This is a genomic window from Gluconobacter sp. GP1 (assembly GCF_032913585.1).
Lineage (GTDB): Bacteria > Pseudomonadota > Alphaproteobacteria > Acetobacterales > Acetobacteraceae > Gluconobacter > Gluconobacter cerinus.
In genome coordinates this window covers 58,024-73,637 of sequence record NZ_JASGXC010000008.1, presented here as the reverse complement: position 1 = coordinate 73,637, position 15,614 = coordinate 58,024, and the positions used below count along the sequence as shown (strand labels likewise).

Annotated in this window: 19 protein-coding genes; 13 read left to right on the top strand and 6 right to left on the bottom strand. The window is 58.5% G+C overall.

Annotated features, from left to right (window positions below; genetic code table 11):
* Positions 1 to 39 precede the first annotated feature (39 nt).
* Together R5H23_RS14820 and R5H23_RS14815 are read right to left on the bottom strand one after the other, a co-directional pair.
* Complete coding sequence (locus R5H23_RS14820; RefSeq protein ID WP_211501671.1) at positions 40 to 147, bottom strand: DUF1272 domain-containing protein; 108 nt, start codon at positions 145 to 147, stop codon at positions 40 to 42.
* Positions 148 to 468: 321 nt separating this feature from the next.
* The gene (locus R5H23_RS14815) at positions 469 to 963 is read right to left on the bottom strand and encodes a MarR family winged helix-turn-helix transcriptional regulator (RefSeq protein WP_082872822.1); all 495 of its coding nucleotides are present in this window, start codon (positions 961 to 963) and stop codon (positions 469 to 471) included.
* Between the two features lie 138 nt (positions 964 to 1,101).
* Here R5H23_RS14815 and R5H23_RS14810 point away from each other — a divergent pair, with 138 nt between their 5' ends.
* The 4 genes from R5H23_RS14810 to R5H23_RS14795 all read left to right on the top strand — a co-directional run bounded on the left by R5H23_RS14810 (position 1,102) and on the right by R5H23_RS14795 (position 4,567).
* Positions 1,102 to 2,124 carry an alpha/beta hydrolase gene (locus R5H23_RS14810; RefSeq protein ID WP_211501672.1) on the top strand — a complete coding sequence of 341 codons (1,023 nt, stop codon included), beginning with the start codon at positions 1,102 to 1,104 and terminating at the stop codon, positions 2,122 to 2,124.
* Positions 2,125 to 2,753: 629 nt separating this feature from the next.
* Positions 2,754 to 3,095, top strand: a complete 342-nt coding sequence (locus tag R5H23_RS14805) for a type II toxin-antitoxin system RelE/ParE family toxin (protein WP_064275337.1) — start codon at positions 2,754 to 2,756, stop codon at positions 3,093 to 3,095.
* Positions 3,092 to 3,388, top strand: a complete 297-nt coding sequence (locus R5H23_RS14800) for a DNA-binding transcriptional regulator (protein ID WP_064275336.1) — start codon at positions 3,092 to 3,094, stop codon at positions 3,386 to 3,388. The genes R5H23_RS14805 and R5H23_RS14800 overlap by 4 nt, the downstream gene beginning before the upstream one ends.
* 465 nt (positions 3,389 to 3,853) lie before the next feature.
* A complete protein-coding gene (locus tag R5H23_RS14795; protein WP_157091242.1) occupies positions 3,854 to 4,567 on the top strand; it encodes a hypothetical protein in 714 nt (237 codons plus the stop codon).
* 352 nt (positions 4,568 to 4,919) lie between these two features.
* Here the strand turns inward: R5H23_RS14795 and R5H23_RS14790 are convergent, their stop codons facing one another.
* Positions 4,920 to 5,549, bottom strand: a complete 630-nt coding sequence (locus tag R5H23_RS14790; RefSeq protein ID WP_064275334.1) for a TetR/AcrR family transcriptional regulator — start codon at positions 5,547 to 5,549, stop codon at positions 4,920 to 4,922.
* Between the two features lie 109 nt (positions 5,550 to 5,658).
* On the opposite strand from R5H23_RS14790, the gene R5H23_RS14785 reads away from it, so the two are divergent.
* On the top strand, positions 5,659 to 6,225 hold the full coding sequence (locus R5H23_RS14785; RefSeq protein ID WP_064275333.1) for a hydrolase: 567 nt from the start codon (positions 5,659 to 5,661) through the stop codon (positions 6,223 to 6,225).
* Between the two features lie 48 nt (positions 6,226 to 6,273).
* Positions 6,274 to 7,692, top strand: coding sequence for a DHA2 family efflux MFS transporter permease subunit (locus R5H23_RS14780; RefSeq protein ID WP_064275332.1), 1,419 nt, complete (start codon positions 6,274 to 6,276; stop codon positions 7,690 to 7,692).
* A 204-nt stretch (positions 7,693 to 7,896) separates the two neighbouring features.
* Here R5H23_RS14780 and R5H23_RS14775 read toward each other — a convergent pair whose 3' ends face one another.
* Together R5H23_RS14775 and R5H23_RS14770 are read right to left on the bottom strand one after the other, a co-directional pair.
* Positions 7,897 to 8,286, bottom strand: a complete 390-nt coding sequence (locus R5H23_RS14775; protein WP_064275331.1) for a PIN domain-containing protein — start codon at positions 8,284 to 8,286, stop codon at positions 7,897 to 7,899.
* A complete protein-coding gene (locus R5H23_RS14770) occupies positions 8,286 to 8,552 on the bottom strand; it encodes a hypothetical protein (protein ID WP_244974628.1) in 267 nt (88 codons plus the stop codon). The genes R5H23_RS14775 and R5H23_RS14770 overlap by 1 nt, the downstream gene beginning before the upstream one ends.
* A 208-nt stretch (positions 8,553 to 8,760) precedes the next feature.
* Between R5H23_RS14770 and R5H23_RS14765 the strand changes: the two genes are divergently transcribed.
* Positions 8,761 to 9,354, top strand: coding sequence for a recombinase family protein (locus tag R5H23_RS14765; protein ID WP_064275330.1), 594 nt, complete (start codon positions 8,761 to 8,763; stop codon positions 9,352 to 9,354).
* Positions 9,355 to 9,679: 325 nt separating this feature from the next.
* Here R5H23_RS14765 and R5H23_RS14760 read toward each other — a convergent pair whose 3' ends face one another.
* Entirely contained in the window at positions 9,680 to 10,282 is a 603-nt protein-coding gene (locus tag R5H23_RS14760) for a TetR/AcrR family transcriptional regulator (protein ID WP_064275329.1), read from the bottom strand.
* 320 nt (positions 10,283 to 10,602) lie between these two features.
* On the opposite strand from R5H23_RS14760, the gene R5H23_RS14755 reads away from it, so the two are divergent.
* The 6 genes from R5H23_RS14755 to R5H23_RS14730 all read left to right on the top strand — a co-directional run bounded on the left by R5H23_RS14755 (position 10,603) and on the right by R5H23_RS14730 (position 15,428).
* Positions 10,603 to 11,289: a type 1 glutamine amidotransferase domain-containing protein gene (locus tag R5H23_RS14755; RefSeq protein WP_064275328.1), complete on the top strand. Its 687-nt coding sequence runs from the start codon at positions 10,603 to 10,605 to the stop codon at positions 11,287 to 11,289.
* A complete protein-coding gene (locus R5H23_RS14750) occupies positions 11,286 to 11,594 on the top strand; it encodes a DUF1330 domain-containing protein (protein WP_064275327.1) in 309 nt (102 codons plus the stop codon). Before R5H23_RS14755 ends, R5H23_RS14750 begins: the two co-directional genes overlap by 4 nt.
* A 16-nt stretch (positions 11,595 to 11,610) precedes the next feature.
* A complete protein-coding gene (locus tag R5H23_RS14745; protein ID WP_157091241.1) occupies positions 11,611 to 11,748 on the top strand; it encodes a hypothetical protein in 138 nt (45 codons plus the stop codon).
* Positions 11,749 to 11,810: 62 nt separating this feature from the next.
* The gene (locus R5H23_RS14740) at positions 11,811 to 13,265 is read left to right on the top strand and encodes an aldehyde dehydrogenase family protein (RefSeq protein ID WP_253490648.1); all 1,455 of its coding nucleotides are present in this window, start codon (positions 11,811 to 11,813) and stop codon (positions 13,263 to 13,265) included.
* Between the two features lie 96 nt (positions 13,266 to 13,361).
* Positions 13,362 to 13,979: an FMN-dependent NADH-azoreductase gene (locus R5H23_RS14735; RefSeq protein ID WP_064275325.1), complete on the top strand. Its 618-nt coding sequence runs from the start codon at positions 13,362 to 13,364 to the stop codon at positions 13,977 to 13,979.
* Between the two features lie 45 nt (positions 13,980 to 14,024).
* A complete protein-coding gene (locus R5H23_RS14730) occupies positions 14,025 to 15,428 on the top strand; it encodes an NAD-dependent succinate-semialdehyde dehydrogenase (RefSeq protein WP_064275324.1) in 1,404 nt (467 codons plus the stop codon).
* Positions 15,429 to 15,614: the final 186 nt, after the last annotated feature.

The window sequence follows — 15,614 nt, the reverse complement described above, 5'->3', positions numbered from 1 at the left end:
CCCAATCAACTAAGGGGAAATGGAATCACAGAGCAGACCTCAATACCAGGGGGTTTTTCGAACCCTCCACGTGCATATTCGCGCTTCGGGGCTCTCAGGCGGCAAGTCACGGTCGCAGCATTCGCAGTTGGGCCGGAGATCCAGCATCTTGTCTTGCCTCCAGTGCTTCAGTTATGGCCACCGTAGCGGCGTGCCATGATAATGGCTGACTAGTGAGAGCCAGCAAAACACTTCCGCTACCACCTACATGTCAGAAGCCAGAGCGTCGCTCTTCGCTTCTCTGAAACGGACGTGTTCATGGCTTGCGAGGATAGGCTGTTGTCGATCACGACCAACATCACGAGCATCCCGCCTAAAATGCGCGGTATGTGCCGGCGGCCAAGTGCGATGACCCCGCTCGTCTCTGTTAGGGCGTAGGGGGAACTCAACACCAGTCTCTCTGGAAATGGTTATTGATGGATGACAGGCTCAATGATCGTCGGAATTGCAGCCCGGAGCACGCGGAGAGCTGACGGCTTGGCGTAGCCGGTCGACCCGATTACGCAAGTCCCGCAGTTCGGTGATCGACAGCCCGGTCGCCGCCAACACACAAGCCGGAATCGTCTCGGCCTGAACGCGCAGGGCCCGACCGGCCTCGGTCAGATGAACGCGCACCTGTCGTTCGTCCTTCTGGTCGCGGGTGCGTTCCACAAGGCCAGCGCCCTCCAGCCGCTTGAGCAACGGCGTCAGGGTGGAGCTGACCAGATCGAGTTGTGATCCAATTTCGCCGACAAGTCTGCCGTCACTGCTCCACAGGACGGTCATTACCAGATATTGCGGATAGGTGAGACCGAGCGGCTCGAGCAGCGGTTGGTACAGCCGATTGAAGGCGTGGCTCGCGGCATACAGCGAGAAGCACACGAAATTCGACAGATCAGGTGTGGATGGGTCTTCGTTCATATCGTCCTCCATAAGCAGGGCCATTATATCGCGCAATATCAAATCTCGGGCGATGTTAATGCATAGGAGCTATGCAATCTAACATGTTGCGCGATAATATCGCACGCGATATGTAATGCTTCACAGGCCGATCGCAGCCTGATCGATACGGAGTTTTCCATCATGAAGCGCCTCTCCACAGTCATCGCCTTGGCTACCGCTATTGCCGCCGCGCCCGCGCTCGCCGCTCCCGTGCTGGAGCCCACGACCCAGCATTTCCTCAACGACCTCGCCACCGCCCATGTCCCGGCCATCCCCTCGCTGTCGCCGCACGATGCCCGTGCGCTGCTGGACGGCGCGCAGGCGTCGGTGAAGGTCACCGCTCCCTCTGCCCGGATCACCGACCGCGTGCTCCCCGTTGGCCCGACCGGCAGCACACGCATCCGGATCTATCGCCCGTTCGACGCCCCGAACCATGCGCCGGCCATCGTCTATTATCATGGTGCCGGTTGGGTGATGGGCGGCCCGGCCAGCCATGACCGCCTCGTGCGCGATCTGGCGGCGGGCAGCGGTGCGGTGGTCATCTTCGTCGATTACAAACGCTCGCCCGAGGCGCGTTATCCAACTGCGATCGAGCAGGATTATGCGGTTCTGGAGTATGTCGCTCGTCATCCGGTCGAATTCGGGATCGATCCATCCCGCATTGCCATCGCCGGAGACAGCGTCGGCGGTAATATGGTTGCGGTCGTCTCCGCGCTCGTTGCGGAGCGGCATGGACCCAGGCCCGTAGCCCAGCTCCTGTTCTATCCGGTAACCGATGCCGCGATGAATGACGGATCCTATCGCGAGTTCGCCAGTGGCCCCTGGCTGACAGCGAAAGCCATGGATTATTTCTGGAACCAGTATCTGCCTGCCGGCACTGATCGCGCCCAGCCGCATGTCTCGCCGCTGAACACGCCGGACTCCATCCTGCACGGGCAGGCGCCAGCGCTGGTCATCACAGATGAAAACGATGTCCTGCGTGACGAGGGCGAGGCCTACGCCCGACGCCTGGTCGAAGCTGGCGTGCCGGTCATAACGACCCGCTATAACGCGACGATCCACGATTTCGTTATGCTCAATGCGCTCGCCAAGACGCCGGCGGCCACCGCCGCAGTCGCCCAGGCGGCTCATTTCCTGCGCGATGCCTTTACGAAGGTAAAGTGATAGAACAGAAGCGGTCTGAAGCAATTCCCTCCAAAAAGAGGGAGCGCTTCAGCCTCGCGCTGGCCGCAGTTTCTGCTCCGTCCCTCAGGCACTGACCATGAACCTATCGCTGGCATGACGACTGCATATATGCGGGGTCTTATGAGACGGACAGCTCTCGCCCGACGAAGTAGGTTGTCAGGTTGATCTTCAGGAGACGCCCATTTGTGTCGTGACAGTCGATTGCACGAATGACCGATTTTCCAGTCTTACCGCCCAACAGCCGACATTCTGCTCACCCCCCAAGTCAGCCGCAACGCAGAGAAACGGTTCCAAGCCTGCGTGAGTTGAAATGTCTCTCGCAAAGAGGGCCAGAGACGATCGGGCTGTCTTTCCGGGAGCAGACTTTGTCCTTGCATGAACATCATTGGAACACGCCTCGAAAAGGCCTTTTCGGGTCTTTCTTGGGCCCCACCCCCTATGTCCGATAAAGTAAAAAAATGGACATAGATTTTATGGCGAAAAACTGCGGGTTTTTGGTATTTCATGAGGTTTCTGAACGGCTGTTTGTCTAAATGCCCATCACGCCCTTCATGTCTCCGAACTATACGCCGTTGACGTATGAGCCAATGACGTATAAGTTTTTGTGAATGTCAAAGCTGCAGACCGTTGTCGAACTGCCTGAATTCATAAAGCGGGCAAAAGCCCTGATGTCAGACGACGATCGTATGGCTCTGATCGACATGCTCGCTGCGATGCCAGAGGCTGGCATTTCTTTAGGCGGCGGTCTGCGAAAGGTCCGATTTTCCCGCGAGGGTGGTGGGAAGAGGGGAGGGTACAGAACTCTCTACGTTTTTGGTGGAAGACAGATGCCTCTGTTTCTCCTGACTGTTTTTGCTAAAAACGAGAAAGACAATCTGACGCGATCTGAACAGGCTGCCCTGGTAGAGTTGAGCAAGACGCTTGTTGCGAAATACGGAGAACCATCATGAGCGCTTATGACAGCATTCTGCAGGGGTTGAATGAGGCTCTCGCCTATTCGGAAGCTCCGGTCGAGGACAGCGTGACCCACCAGGTCCGTATTCCGTCGGTTAACGTGGCGGCTATCAGAACCCGGACCGGACTCTCTCAGGCACAGTTTGCCAGAAGCATCGGGGTCGCCAAAGGGACCCTTCTGAACTGGGAACATGGTCGTCGTCAGCCAACCGGACCAGCCCAGGTTTTGCTGGCGATATTGGATAAGCGGCCGTCGTTGGTGAGTGATCTGCTCTCTGCGGCTCGCTGAGAAAACATAGGTCCCGATACGCTTATTAAAATGGCTAATATGGGGGGAGAGCGGGATGTCGGCTCTCGGCGCAAAAAGGGCAAAACCGGACATGCAGCGGGAGGCCAACTCTGTTTGAGAAACACCTACGTTGCGCCCTTTAGATCCAACATATATAATTTCAGAATCGCGCTTGCGATTTACTCGCGATGTCAGAACTTAATTTGAATCATGGCCTCTTGATTTAGCTAAATTACTCGATTTTGAAGCCGAAAAACGATTCGCAACGGTAGTGCTAGTTCCCCCATAAATCTAACTTCCGTATTCTAAAATAAGAGTTCTATATCGAAAGGTATCATTTTGCCGCGCGTATTGCCCTCACAAGTTATTGCATATCTCAGCATTGGAAATCGGCCCCGAAACATCACAGGGGCTGGTAGATCCGTTTTAATTTCTGCTCTGACTTCCGGCTATTTATCCGGATTGGTGCGATTAATTGAAGAAATACCAAATGAATACATAACAATAAGCGGAAGTGATTATGCTAATTTAATATTCTCCGTTGAATCTATTAAGAATGCCGTTGAGCATTGGAGACCAGGTCCGAGTATGGCGTTACAGCCTCACAGCGGAATGGGCCTGCTTGAGTTAATCCACGCTGCATTGGTGAAGTGTCCAGACGCTGTGCCTTCACCGACTACAACTGAGTTGCCATTTGTCGATGATGAGGAGATGCGTAAGAGTATTCGTGTAGATCTATCCAGTGCTGCTAGTGCTCTGCGCAATGGGGAATGGAAAGCTGCGACTGTCTTGGCCGGGTCTGTTTGTGAGGCGTTGCTGTTGTGGGCTATACCAAAAGCGAAGGATTATGATCCACAGGAAATCAAAGACCCTCGAGGCAACTGTTGCGCCCCTGAAAATTTAGAGCTCGCAGCATTTATTGATAGGGCATCAGCTCTGAAAATTATTACGACTGGCACTCGTGATATTGCCCATCGTGCTCGCAATTATCGAAATTTAATTCATGCTGGTCGCGCAAGGCGGCTCGCTCAAGACTGTGACCGTGCATCGGCGTTGGCGGCATTGGCGGCTGCAGAGTCCATTATCAGAAATCTGAAGATGGCAAGCGAGGCCGCGGATGGGTTGACGTTGACGGATGCGCAGTTGGCAAGCGATGCATCTCAATACGCAAAAAAGTGATCAGGACGTATCTAACTTAATGTCGAGTAAAAAGCCGGGACCACTTTGGAGTGTTCGCAGATAGGTCATAGATAAGCAATTGACTAGTATCGAATATCTTACTTACGGAGCAAAAAAGTACGAGTTTCAATATTCCATCCGATAGGTAGGCTGCTTATTGGCTTCACCGAATAGCCATGATGCGTATATACCATGTCTGCTTTAAAAGAGGTATGGGGCCAATAAAGCGACCGCTGTGAGGGCGTAAGCTGCGACAACATCTCACTCTCCGCGACGGCGCCAAGGCTCTCACGTCGTCTGTCCAATACCTCATCAATCCGGAAAATTATGTCTTCGTGTCTGTTGCACGGGCTCAAATATTTCGGAAGGGTGCCAGCCGGTCCGAAAGATAAAGACGGTTCATTCGCCGTAGCTCGTCAGGAGCACCGGGTGTGGTGGGGGCGTCCTTCGTGAGCATACCGCGTAAGACTTTCATGGTGTTCAGAACAACCACTGCGATGTCTTTCGCCAGCATTTCATTCAATCCCGGCGCGCAAACACTCAACGCTGCTGCAATTCCGGCTATGGCATGCCCGCGTGCACGCTCGCGGATTTCCATCCCGTCTGTCCGTGCCTCCATCAACGCGGACAGAGATTTTACGCGAGGATGCAGCGCGACGAACAACTCGATCAATACATCCCCCAATGCTTCTGGAGAAAGCGTGGCCGCCCGTTGGGCGAGAACTGCGTATTCGTCCTCCAGAATGGTGACGTACCGCTGCACCAGCGCATCCGCCACTGCTTCCTTGTTCGGAAAGAAGCGATACAGCGAGCCGATCTTCGCTCCGGCTCTTGCTGCGATCTCCGCCATAGTCGTCGCCTCGTAACCGCGCTCTGCCATCAGGTCCGATGCGGCTACCAGCAGTTCTTCGACACGTTGACGTCCGGCTGCTCGCAGCGGTTGAAGAGTCGCTCGTTTTGCTCTTGACGTATTTGAGTCCATCCTCAAATAATGCTCCTGCTTGAGTATATGCTCAACTTATTAACGTTTCCGTGTGTTCCGGACAACGGTTCGGGATGGCGGTTCTAATGCCGATAGGGAAGGTCTTGCCATGATTTCGCTTTCAGCCACCAGGACGGCTCTCGTCCTGATCGATCTCCAGAAGGGCATCACGGGGCTTCCTTTAGCTCCGACACCGGGTGCTTTAATTGTTGAGCGATCGAAAGAACTCGCAATGCGTTTCCGGGCTGCCGGGGCTCCGGTCATTCTGGTTAATGTAGCGTTCGCACCAGATTTCGCCGATGCCGTGCATGCGGTCGTCGATCGCAACTTTTCGCCGCCCGGAGGTTTCGCGCCGGACTGGGCAGAACTGGTTGACGGACTTGCCGAGCCAACCGATCTGCGTGTCACGAAACGGCAGTGGGGTGCCTTCTACGGCACGGATCTTGACCTCCAGCTGCGGCGACGCGGTATCACGACCATCGTGCTAGGCGGAATCGCCACCAATCTGGGCGTAGAATCGACTGCCAGAGCAGCGCATGAGCATGGATATAATGTCGTGCTCGCCACGGATGTCATGTCCACATTCACGGAAGAGATGCAGCGCTTTGCCTGCGAGGAGATTTTCCCCCGCCTCGGCCGCGTGACGACCAGCGAGGCGATCGCGCTGGATGCGTGAGCGCATGGCGGACGTCTGCGCGTCTCACGGTTCCCGGAGAGATCGTTCATGAACGCCGGAACATCGTCGCCTACCCAAGGCTCGGATCGACTACCTCCAGGCACCTGGAAAATCGTGAGCGTCGCGGCGATCGGATCTTTCATGGCGCAACTGGACGCCACGATCGTCAATGTGTCGCTACCAGATCTTGTCGCGACCCTGCACGCGCCGTTTTCGCACATTCAATGGGTGGTTAGCGGCTATCTGCTGGCTCTCGCCCTGACGTTGCCGCTGAACGGATGGCTCGTAAGCCGCCTCGGGGGGCGAGCGGTCTATTTATGGTGCTTCGGTGCCTTCACACTGACATCAGGCCTGTGCGCACTGGCGTGGTCTGCACCGTCTCTGATCATATTCCGTCTACTGCAAGGCATGGCGGGCGGCCTGCTCGCCCCTATGGCGCAGATGACGGTTGCCCGTGTAGCGGGCCGACAGATGCCGAGGGTCGCGAGCGCAATGACGGCGCCCGTTCTGCTCGCGCCGCTTCTTGGACCCGTCGTCGCGGGCGCCATTCTCTCCCTCGCGTCCTGGCGATGGATCTTTCTTCTCAATGTCCCGGTCGGGCTCGCGGCCTTCATCCTCGCCGTTCTGTTTCTCCCGGACGACAGACATGAGGAGCGCCCCCGACCGCTTGATCTGACAGGGCTCGGATTGCTCGCACCCGCCCTCGTCTCGTTTCTCTACGGCATGGATCATGTCACCCGACCCTACGGATCAGCGACCCTGGGTGCGTCTCTCGTGCTGTTCGTCCTGTATGTCCGATCCGCTCGATACAAGGGTGATGACGCGCTGATCGATCTGCGCCTGCTGCGTGCACCCGCCTTTTCTGTGTCGGCGGTCATCATGTTTCTGACGAACGGGGTGTCGTTCGCCGGTCAGATGCTTCTTCCGGTGTGGCTGATCCACGCCTGCGGTGTCTCGCCCGAGCGGACAGGCCTGTTCATGGCGCCTCTGGGGCTGGGGATGATGTGCGTCTATCCGCTCATTGGCCGTCTGAGTGACCGGTTTGACGCGCGCAATCTAACCGGTTGCGGGGCTCTTTTGTCGTTGGTCGGAACAGTGATTTTGGTGGTGCTTGCTTATAGCGGTCTGAATGTCGTCCTGCTGACCATAGCATTGTTGTTGCGTGGCGGCGGTGCGGGCGCCGTCGGCATTCCGGCGATGAGCGCGGGATACGCTTCGATCGCACGCGCGGATATCCCGATGGCAACGACTGCGCTGAACATCATGCAAAGGATCGGAGGGCCGATGTTGATTACAGCGTGCGCCACATTCCTCGGGTGGCGGCTTGCGATAGTCGGTCCGTCTCATGTCGCATCAGACGCTTATGCCGAAACATTTGGGTTGCTCGCGTTATGTCATGGCGCTTTGTTGCTCACCACGCGCTTCATCAAGCCTTCGGAAAAGAAACACCAGTTCGGACTGTCCTGAACCCGTCGGGCATGTATGCTCACCTGAGAAAATAAAAGTCACCCAGGCAAGCTTGGCCAACGTCGTCCGCTTTGGGAGCATTTGTTTGTGCTTCGGATTGTCCGACATGAGACGGAAGCGGTAGGTCCGCTTTTTCTAGCAGCTCCCCCGGGGGTTGAGTGGCTGCGGAACAGAAAACCCACACAAGATTTACACCGAGTAAGTCTATCGAATGAGAACCACTTCAACGCCGATTGCCTCAGCAATCTCGGCCCATGCCCGATCGGCCGTGACCGCGGGAAGGCCCATTTTTTTGGCTAAGGCCAAGCAGGCGCGGTCTCCGTGGCTAAGGCCAACCCGCTTGGTCGCATCGCGCATCAATCCAGCCGTCAGAGCCAGGTTGTGATCAAGAGGCCGCACGTCGAGGCGCAAAGCCGCGATCAGTTCGAATATTCCTTCGGCCGGGACGCCTTTATCAACGGCCTTAGAAACGATCTCCTGCAGGTTGATGGCGGAGATGGCTGCATCGCGCAGCCAGCGCCGAGCTTCTTCAGCTCCGGTTTCTTCGTTCAAGTCCGCAAAGACAGCGGACGTGTCGATGACGCAAATCGGCATCAGCGCTGCACCTTATTGTCATGGTTATCCAGCGTATTTTCTGCGCGTCGTTCAGCAATGACTTCATCGGCAATCGACGTGCCGGCCGGGACATATTTTCGGAACAATGCTCTGGCTCGATCAAGCGAGGCATCGGGCGTCATCAAGCGAACCTCCCCGTCCACGATCTCCGCCATGACTTGGCCGCCTTTTTCGACGCCAAGTGACTTGCGCAGACCAACCGGCAGGACAAGGCGGCCATTCGGCATAACGTTGACACGAATCATACAACTGATCCCCCGCTTGATGAGGTTGCAACCTTAATTGAGGTCATATCTGTAACATAGGTCATTTCATGTGATGGTGCCATAAGTTCCTCCTGTCCGAAAACGATCGTTTACGGACAGGGGGAAGGCGATCTGTCCGTAAATTACCTTTACAGTATTTCGAACATAGTCCATATTTCGGACATCCTATTCGGACGAAATGATCCCCATGCCACGCACCTTTGCCTATGTTCGCGTCTCTACAGTCGGTCAGACGACCGAAAACCAGATTCAGGAAATTGAAGCAGCCGGTTTTCGGGTTGAGCCGCGTCGCGTCGTTACCGAAACTATTTCCGGGAGTACCTCCATCGCGCAACGGCGTGGCTTTGCTCGCCTCATGGATCGACTGGAAGCTGGAGATGTTCTGATCGTGACCAAGCTTGATCGTCTTGGTCGCGATGCAATGGATGTCAGCACCACGGTTAAAATGCTGGGAGCCATGGGAGTGAAGGTTTACTGCCTCGCACTTGGTGGTGCTGATTTGACCAGTTCTTCCGGCACAATGACGATGCAGGTTCTGAATGCTGTCGCACAGTTTGAGCGGGATCTGCTGATCGAGCGCACGCAGTCTGGTCTCAGGCGGGCAAAGTCAGAAGGGAAGACCCTGGGGCGGCCTTCCACACTGTCAGAAGGTGAGAGGCAAAGCGTCCTCAAGGATCTGGCGGAGGGTATGAGCGTGTCTGCACTTGCCAGAAAATTCTCTACAAGTCGGCAGACCATCATGCGGGTTCGAAGTGAAAGCTTTTCCCCCGGCTCCGTCTAGCGGTAGGTCTGCTTACGCCCGCTTCTCAGACGTCTTGGCAATTTTTGCATTTTCCCGAAAGCTGACGTTGCTACACTCACGTCAATAGGCCGAAGTTTGGGACGAGCCCGTCGTTTTGCGCCAGGATATTAAACGGCATATATCGCTGAAACCGGCCATTACGGCGATACTCTTCTCATCCCATCAACCCCAAGTCATAAAAAACGAGAGCTCTCCTCTTGGTTGGATACAAATAAGGGGTGCACGTCAGTCGAGGATCTGCATAAGGGACCGCTCGCGTCTCACCGTAACAAGGTCGCTCCGCCACATCAGACTGCGATGGGGATTAGTGGTTCATCATTCCCAACATGGATCGGGTTGACAGAAGCGCGGTCTCGAACGGATCGTGAGTCCGCACGATCTTTACCATCACACTGGCCCCGAGCCACTGGTAGTACAGGCTCGCGGCCGCGTCGACTGGCGAGCCGGCGATCTTGATAGAGCCGTCGCCCAAACCCATCTCGATCATCGTCTTCAGCCGACCGATGATCCTGCTCGTGCCTGTTTTCAGTGCGAGGCGCATTGACTCGGACAGATCGGACACCTCCGCCCCGAGCTTGACCGCAAGGCAGCGGCCTTGGCAATCGAACGCCCCCTGAGACTCACGCCAATTCGCGAAATAGAGCATCACGCGCTCGCCGCCGGTGAGACCGGGCTTGGCGATGATGCCGTCGATCTCACCAAGATACTCTTCGAAATAGGCTTCCAGCATTGCCGCGCCGAAGGCATCCTTCGACGCAAAATAATGATAGAAAGAGCCCTTCGGCACGCCGGCCCCCGTCAGGATCTCCGTCAACCCGACCGACGAGAAGCCTTTGCGGCTCATCATCTGCTGGCCAGTGGCGAGGATGAGGGAACGGGTGTCTTTTTCGGTTGTATCGGTCGCCATGATCCATCACCAATAAACAATCTTAGACCAGTCGTCTATACCCTTTTGTCGGTCTCGGCCTTCCGAAGCATGTTGCTGAAAATAGCCTTCAAGACCCTCCTAATCGATGGAGGCGCATACAGGTTGGAGAGAAAAACGCATGGTGCTTCAGAAAAGCACTAGACGACCGGTCTAGTGGACGATAAGGATAGTGTCACCGGCAGCGGAATCATGAGTGCCGATCGGAGGCAAGCCAAAGGTTTCCCGTCAACATACAAGGCGACCGGTCTATTTTTTTTGCAAACTACCGCACCGATCACAGATCGAATGGAGATAACGACATGAAGATTTTGATGGTTCTCACCTCGCACGACCAGCTCGGCAACACCGGCCGCAAGACCGGCTTCTGGCTCGAGGAACTGGCAGCACCCTATTACAACTTCAAGGACGCCGGTGCCGAGATCGTCCTCGCCTCACCCATGGGCGGCCGTCCGCCGCTCGATCCCAAGAGCAACGAGCCGGCCAACCAGACCGACGCGACGCGACGCTTCGAGGCCGACGCGACCGCGATGGGCGAGCTCGCCGCCACGGTGACGCTTGCCAGCGTCGATCAGGCCGATTTCGATACGGTCTTCTACCCGGGCGGCCATGGTCCGCTGTGGGATCTGGCCGAGGACGCGACTTCGATTGCACTGATTGAAAGCTTCGTCGCCGCCAATAAGCCAGTCGCCTTCGTCTGTCATGCGCCGGGCGTGCTTCGCCACGTGAAGGCGGCCGATGGCCAGCCGCTAGTCGCGAACAAGAAGGTCACCGGCTTCGCCAACAGCGAAGAGGATGCGGTCGGCCTCACCGACATCGTGCCCTTCCTCGTCGAGGACGAACTGAAGGCGAAGGACGGCCTCTACTCGCGTGGTCCCGACTGGGCATCCTATGTCGTACAGGATGCCCTGCTCATCACCGGCCAGAACCCCGGCTCGTCGGCTGCGACCGCCCGCGCGCTGATCGACGCGCTCAAGGTCGCCGCTTGACCGCTTACGTTGTCATCGTGCGCGAGCGGACAACCGATCCCGATGCCCTGCAAAGGTATCGGGATCGGGCCCCGAAGGCGCGCGAGATCCATCCGCTGACGCCGCTCGCCTTCTACGGCCCACAGGACGTGCTGGAAGGAGAGGACGCGGAGGGCGTCGCGATCCTGAGCTTCGCATCGATGGCCGCCGCCCGCGCCTGGTACGCAAGCCCTGAATATCAGGCGGCGCTGCCGCACCGCCTCGCGGGGAGCGTCTCCAGAGTGTTTCTGGTGGCGGGGACCGACGAGACGGAGGCGGCCGCCTGAACCCTGGAGATCATCGATGCGCCGCCTGTTGCGATCTGCCGCGACCGTCATCGCCGCCCAACCCTTCTACGCAGAAGAGATGCGGGCGCTTCATCTGGCGATCGACCTGTATCGCCACAGGCTGCCGCTTCTCGATCGTCTTTTCCTGAACTGACCCCTTCACGCGCCCCGGCGACCCGGAGGTCGTCGCAACCGATGAATCCAAGGAGTTTACCCGTGGCTATCGCTCTAAAAGCCGATGGATCGGCCGATTTCTTCACCCGCCCTTATTATCTGAGCATCGCAGGCCGGAACGTCGGGGCTGCAAAGAGCTTCGATGTGATAAACCCTGCGACGGGCGATGTGCTCGCCAAGGCTCCAGCTGCCAGCGCCGAGCAGATGGAGGAGGCGATCGCTTCGGCCAAGTCCGCGTTCAAGAGCTGGTCCGCACTCAGCTATGACGAACGCCAGACCTATCTCGAAGCCTACGCCGACGCCCTTCAGGCACACCGCGACGAACTGGCCCGCCTGCTGGTGCTGGAACAGGGAAAGCCGCTCAAGACGATGGCCGAGCCCGAGGTTGATCAGTCGATCTCGTGGATCCGCCAGATCGCCGCGCGGCGCATCCCGGTCGAGATCGTCGAGGAAACCGACAGCCATTATGTCGAGCTACACCATACGCCGCTCGGCGTCATCGGCGCGATCACACCGTGGAATTTCCCGGTTCTTCTGGCGCTCTGGAAGGTCGCGCCTGCGCTGATCACCGGCAACACCATAGTGATCAAGCCGTCGCCCTTTACGCCGCTGACCTCGCTGCGTTTCGGCGAGATTGCGCAGAGCGTATTTCCGGCCGGCGTCCTTTCGGTCGTCTCGGGCGACAATGAGCTCGGGCCGCAGATGACGGCACACCCGGACATCGCCAAGATCAGCTTCACTGGCTCGACCGAGACCGGCAAGCATGTGATCCGGTCGGCAGCCGGCACGGTCAAGCGACTGACGCTGGAAATGGGCGGCAACGATGCCGCGATCGTGCTGCCGGACGCCGACTGGGAGGCGATCATCCCGCAGCTCTTCTTCGGCGCGGTCGGCAATTCGGGCCAGTGGTGCGTCGGCATCAAGCGGCTCTACGTGCACCGCTCCTTTCACGCCGATTTCGTGGAGGCTTTTGTGGCCTATGCGAAGACCCAGAAGATGGGCGATGGCCTTGATCCCGACGTGACGATCGGCCCGGTCCAGAACAAGATGCAGTTCGACAAGGTAAAGACCTTCCTCGAAGACATCCGCGTGAACGGCCAGAAGGTGGTGCTCGGGGGCACGGTCGACGAGAGCCGGCCGGGCTATTTCATTCCTGTCACCATCGTCGACAATCCGCCCGAGGATTCGAAGATCGTGCAGGAGGAGCAGTTCGCGCCGATCGTGCCGATCATCGCCTATGACGACGTCGACGACGTCATCGAGCGTGCCAATGACAGCCCCTTCGGCCTCGGCGGCTCTGTGTGGGGTCGGGACACCCGCGCAGCGGTCGCCGTCGCCAACCGCCTGGAGACCGGGATGGTGTGGGTCAATGAGATCCATACTCAGGGCGTCGACGTGCCGTTCGGCGGCCACAAGCAGTCGGGCGTCGGCACCGAACATGGGGCGGAGGGGCGTCAGCTCTTCACCAACCCCAAGACCGTGCTCGTCCATAAATAAGCCTGCCATGCTGCCTGGTTCACGCTGGGCCGCCGGTTACGCCGGCCAGGCCGTGTCTATCCGGGTGTGAAACTAACTTCGTCAGAGGACATTGCGATGCCTAAATTGTTGAACGTGACCGCCAGCCCGCGCGGCGCGCACTCCATCTCGCGCCGGCTGGGCCAGCTCTATGTCGATCGCTGGAGAGCGCTTCATCCCGGCGGGCAGGTGGTGGATCGCGATCTCGTCGGGTCCGGCATCCCCTATCTGGGCCTTGACTGGATCGCCGGGGTCTATGCGCCACCGGAGGTGCCGCGCACGCCCGACATGGACCGCGCGCTGGTGCTGTCCGCCGCGCTGATCGCGGAGATCGTGGAGGCGGACGAAATCCTCATTTCCGCGCCGATGTATAATTTCTCGGTCCCCGCCGTCGTAAAGTCTTGGATCGACTATCTGGTCCGGCCGGGGTTCACCTTCGAACTGGCGCCGGGCTGGCCAGGGCTTCTGCAGGACAAGCCGGTACGCGTACTCATCGCAACGCGCGACCATCATGTTGCAGGTGGCGAGGACGATCTGGTCACCCCGGTGATCCGGCGCGCCTTCGCATTCATGGGCGTGACCGATGTGGTGTCTCTGCTCGCGGGCGGCAGCCTGGGCGTCAATCGCGGCGAGGTCGCGATGGAGGATCATGTCGCGGGCTTCGCCAAGGCCGTTGCCGGCATGGTGCCCGCCTAGCCTCTCCTTTTTTGCTCATCAACACTCGATGTTCAGGAGATTTCCATGACGAATTCCCGGCCTCAGGCCGCTGCCGGCGCCGTATCGCGCAATCCGGCCGATGGCCTGTTTATTCAGAACTATCCGTTCGACAGTGCCGATCAGGTCGAGACGACACTCAGCGCCGGCCGTTCCGCCTTCCGGATCTGGCGGGATACCTCGATGGCGGAGCGGGTCGCGGCCTATCAACGCCTCGCCACCGTGCTGCGCGCACAGGCCGACACGCTGGCCGCGCTCATTACCGCCGAGATGGGCAAGCCGATCGGTGCTGCCCGCGCCGAGGTCGAGAAATGCGCAGCGACGATCGAATGGGTCGCGGAGAACGGCCCCGCGATCCTGGCCGATGAACCCGTCACCGTAGATGGCGATGACCGGGTCTATGTGTCCTATCTTCCGGTCGGCACGATCCTGGCCGTCATGCCGTGGAATTTCCCGCTCTGGCAGGTGGTGCGCGCTGCCGCGCCGATCATGCTGTCGGGCAACGGCTTCCTCCTCAAGCACGCGCCCAACGTGATGGGTGCAGCCTATGCTCTTCAGCGCGCTTATGAAGAAGCGGGCTTTCCGCAGGGCCTGCTCGCCAATCTGAACGCCGATAATGATACGGTGGCAGGCGTGATCGCAGATCCGCGCATCGCCGCCGTCACGCTGACCGGCAGCATGCGGGCCGGCGCGGCCGTTGCGGCGACAGCGGCACGGGCGCTCAAGAAAAGCCTTCTCGAACTGGGCGGAAGCGACGCCTTTATCGTGCTGGCGGATGCCGACATCGATCTGGCGGTAAAGGCCGCTGTCGAGGCGCGCTTCCAAAACACCGGGCAGGTCTGTCTCGCCGCCAAGCGCTTCATTCTCGAGCGTCCGATCGCCGAGGCATTTACCGAGAAATTCGTGGCGGCGGCGAAGGCACTGAAGGTCGGCGACCCCTCCGATCCGATGACGCAGGTCGGGCCGATGGCGCGCCACGATCTGCGCGACGAACTGGACAGCCAGGTCCAGCGGACGATCGCGCAGGGCGCCACTCTGCTGCTGGGCGGCAGCAAGGTCGAAGGGCCGGGTAATTTCTACGAGCCGACCGTGCTCGCGGATGTCGCGCCCGGTATGACCGCCTTTGTCGAGGAAACCTTCGGACCCGTCGCGGCCATCACGATCGCGGACAATGTGGAGCATGCGATCGAACTCGCCAACAACAGCGACTATGGCCTCGGCGGCAATCTGTGGACGAGCGACATCGGCCGCGCACAGCAGATCGCCCGGCGCATGGAAACCGGCGGGGTGTTCATCAACGGCTTCAGCACGACCAATGCCCGTATTCCGGTTGGCGGCGTCAAGCAGAGCGGCTACGGACGCGAACTGTCGCACTTCGGTCTACGCGAATTCACCAACGCGCAGACAGTCTGGATCAAGACAGTCGGCTGAACGTCAACGTCGAGCAGCCTTTACGCGCTGCTCGACGTCGCAATCCCCCGAATGCCTTGATCGAACTTTACAGTGGTGCACGCCCATGATCCGCTTCTACTACCACCGGACGCCGAACCTCGCGCTGTTCCTAAAGGGGACCGACAACATGAGCCACGACAACGCGATGGCCACTTTACCAATCTT

Excerpts from the sequence above, each read along its gene's own strand:
- R5H23_RS14820 (WP_211501671.1), bottom strand. The coding sequence starts at position 147 with ATGCTGGATCTCCGGCCCAACTGCGAATGCTGCGACCGTGACTTGCCG.
- R5H23_RS14815 (WP_082872822.1), bottom strand. The coding sequence starts at position 963 with ATGGCCCTGCTTATGGAGGACGATATGAACGAAGACCCATCCACACCT.
- R5H23_RS14810 (WP_211501672.1), top strand. The coding sequence starts at position 1,102 with ATGAAGCGCCTCTCCACAGTCATCGCCTTGGCTACCGCTATTGCCGCC.
- R5H23_RS14805 (WP_064275337.1), top strand. The coding sequence starts at position 2,754 with ATGTCAAAGCTGCAGACCGTTGTCGAACTGCCTGAATTCATAAAGCGG.
- R5H23_RS14800 (WP_064275336.1), top strand. The coding sequence starts at position 3,092 with ATGAGCGCTTATGACAGCATTCTGCAGGGGTTGAATGAGGCTCTCGCC.
- R5H23_RS14790 (WP_064275334.1), bottom strand. The coding sequence starts at position 5,549 with ATGGACTCAAATACGTCAAGAGCAAAACGAGCGACTCTTCAACCGCTG.
- R5H23_RS14785 (WP_064275333.1), top strand. The coding sequence starts at position 5,659 with ATGATTTCGCTTTCAGCCACCAGGACGGCTCTCGTCCTGATCGATCTC.
- R5H23_RS14780 (WP_064275332.1), top strand. The coding sequence starts at position 6,274 with ATGAACGCCGGAACATCGTCGCCTACCCAAGGCTCGGATCGACTACCT.
- R5H23_RS14775 (WP_064275331.1), bottom strand. The coding sequence starts at position 8,286 with ATGCCGATTTGCGTCATCGACACGTCCGCTGTCTTTGCGGACTTGAAC.
- R5H23_RS14770 (WP_244974628.1), bottom strand. The coding sequence starts at position 8,552 with ATGATTCGTGTCAACGTTATGCCGAATGGCCGCCTTGTCCTGCCGGTT.
- R5H23_RS14765 (WP_064275330.1), top strand. The coding sequence starts at position 8,761 with ATGCCACGCACCTTTGCCTATGTTCGCGTCTCTACAGTCGGTCAGACG.
- R5H23_RS14760 (WP_064275329.1), bottom strand. The coding sequence starts at position 10,282 with ATGGCGACCGATACAACCGAAAAAGACACCCGTTCCCTCATCCTCGCC.
- R5H23_RS14755 (WP_064275328.1), top strand. The coding sequence starts at position 10,603 with ATGAAGATTTTGATGGTTCTCACCTCGCACGACCAGCTCGGCAACACC.
- R5H23_RS14745 (WP_157091241.1), top strand. The coding sequence starts at position 11,611 with ATGCGCCGCCTGTTGCGATCTGCCGCGACCGTCATCGCCGCCCAACCC.
- R5H23_RS14735 (WP_064275325.1), top strand. The coding sequence starts at position 13,362 with ATGCCTAAATTGTTGAACGTGACCGCCAGCCCGCGCGGCGCGCACTCC.
- R5H23_RS14730 (WP_064275324.1), top strand. The coding sequence starts at position 14,025 with ATGACGAATTCCCGGCCTCAGGCCGCTGCCGGCGCCGTATCGCGCAAT.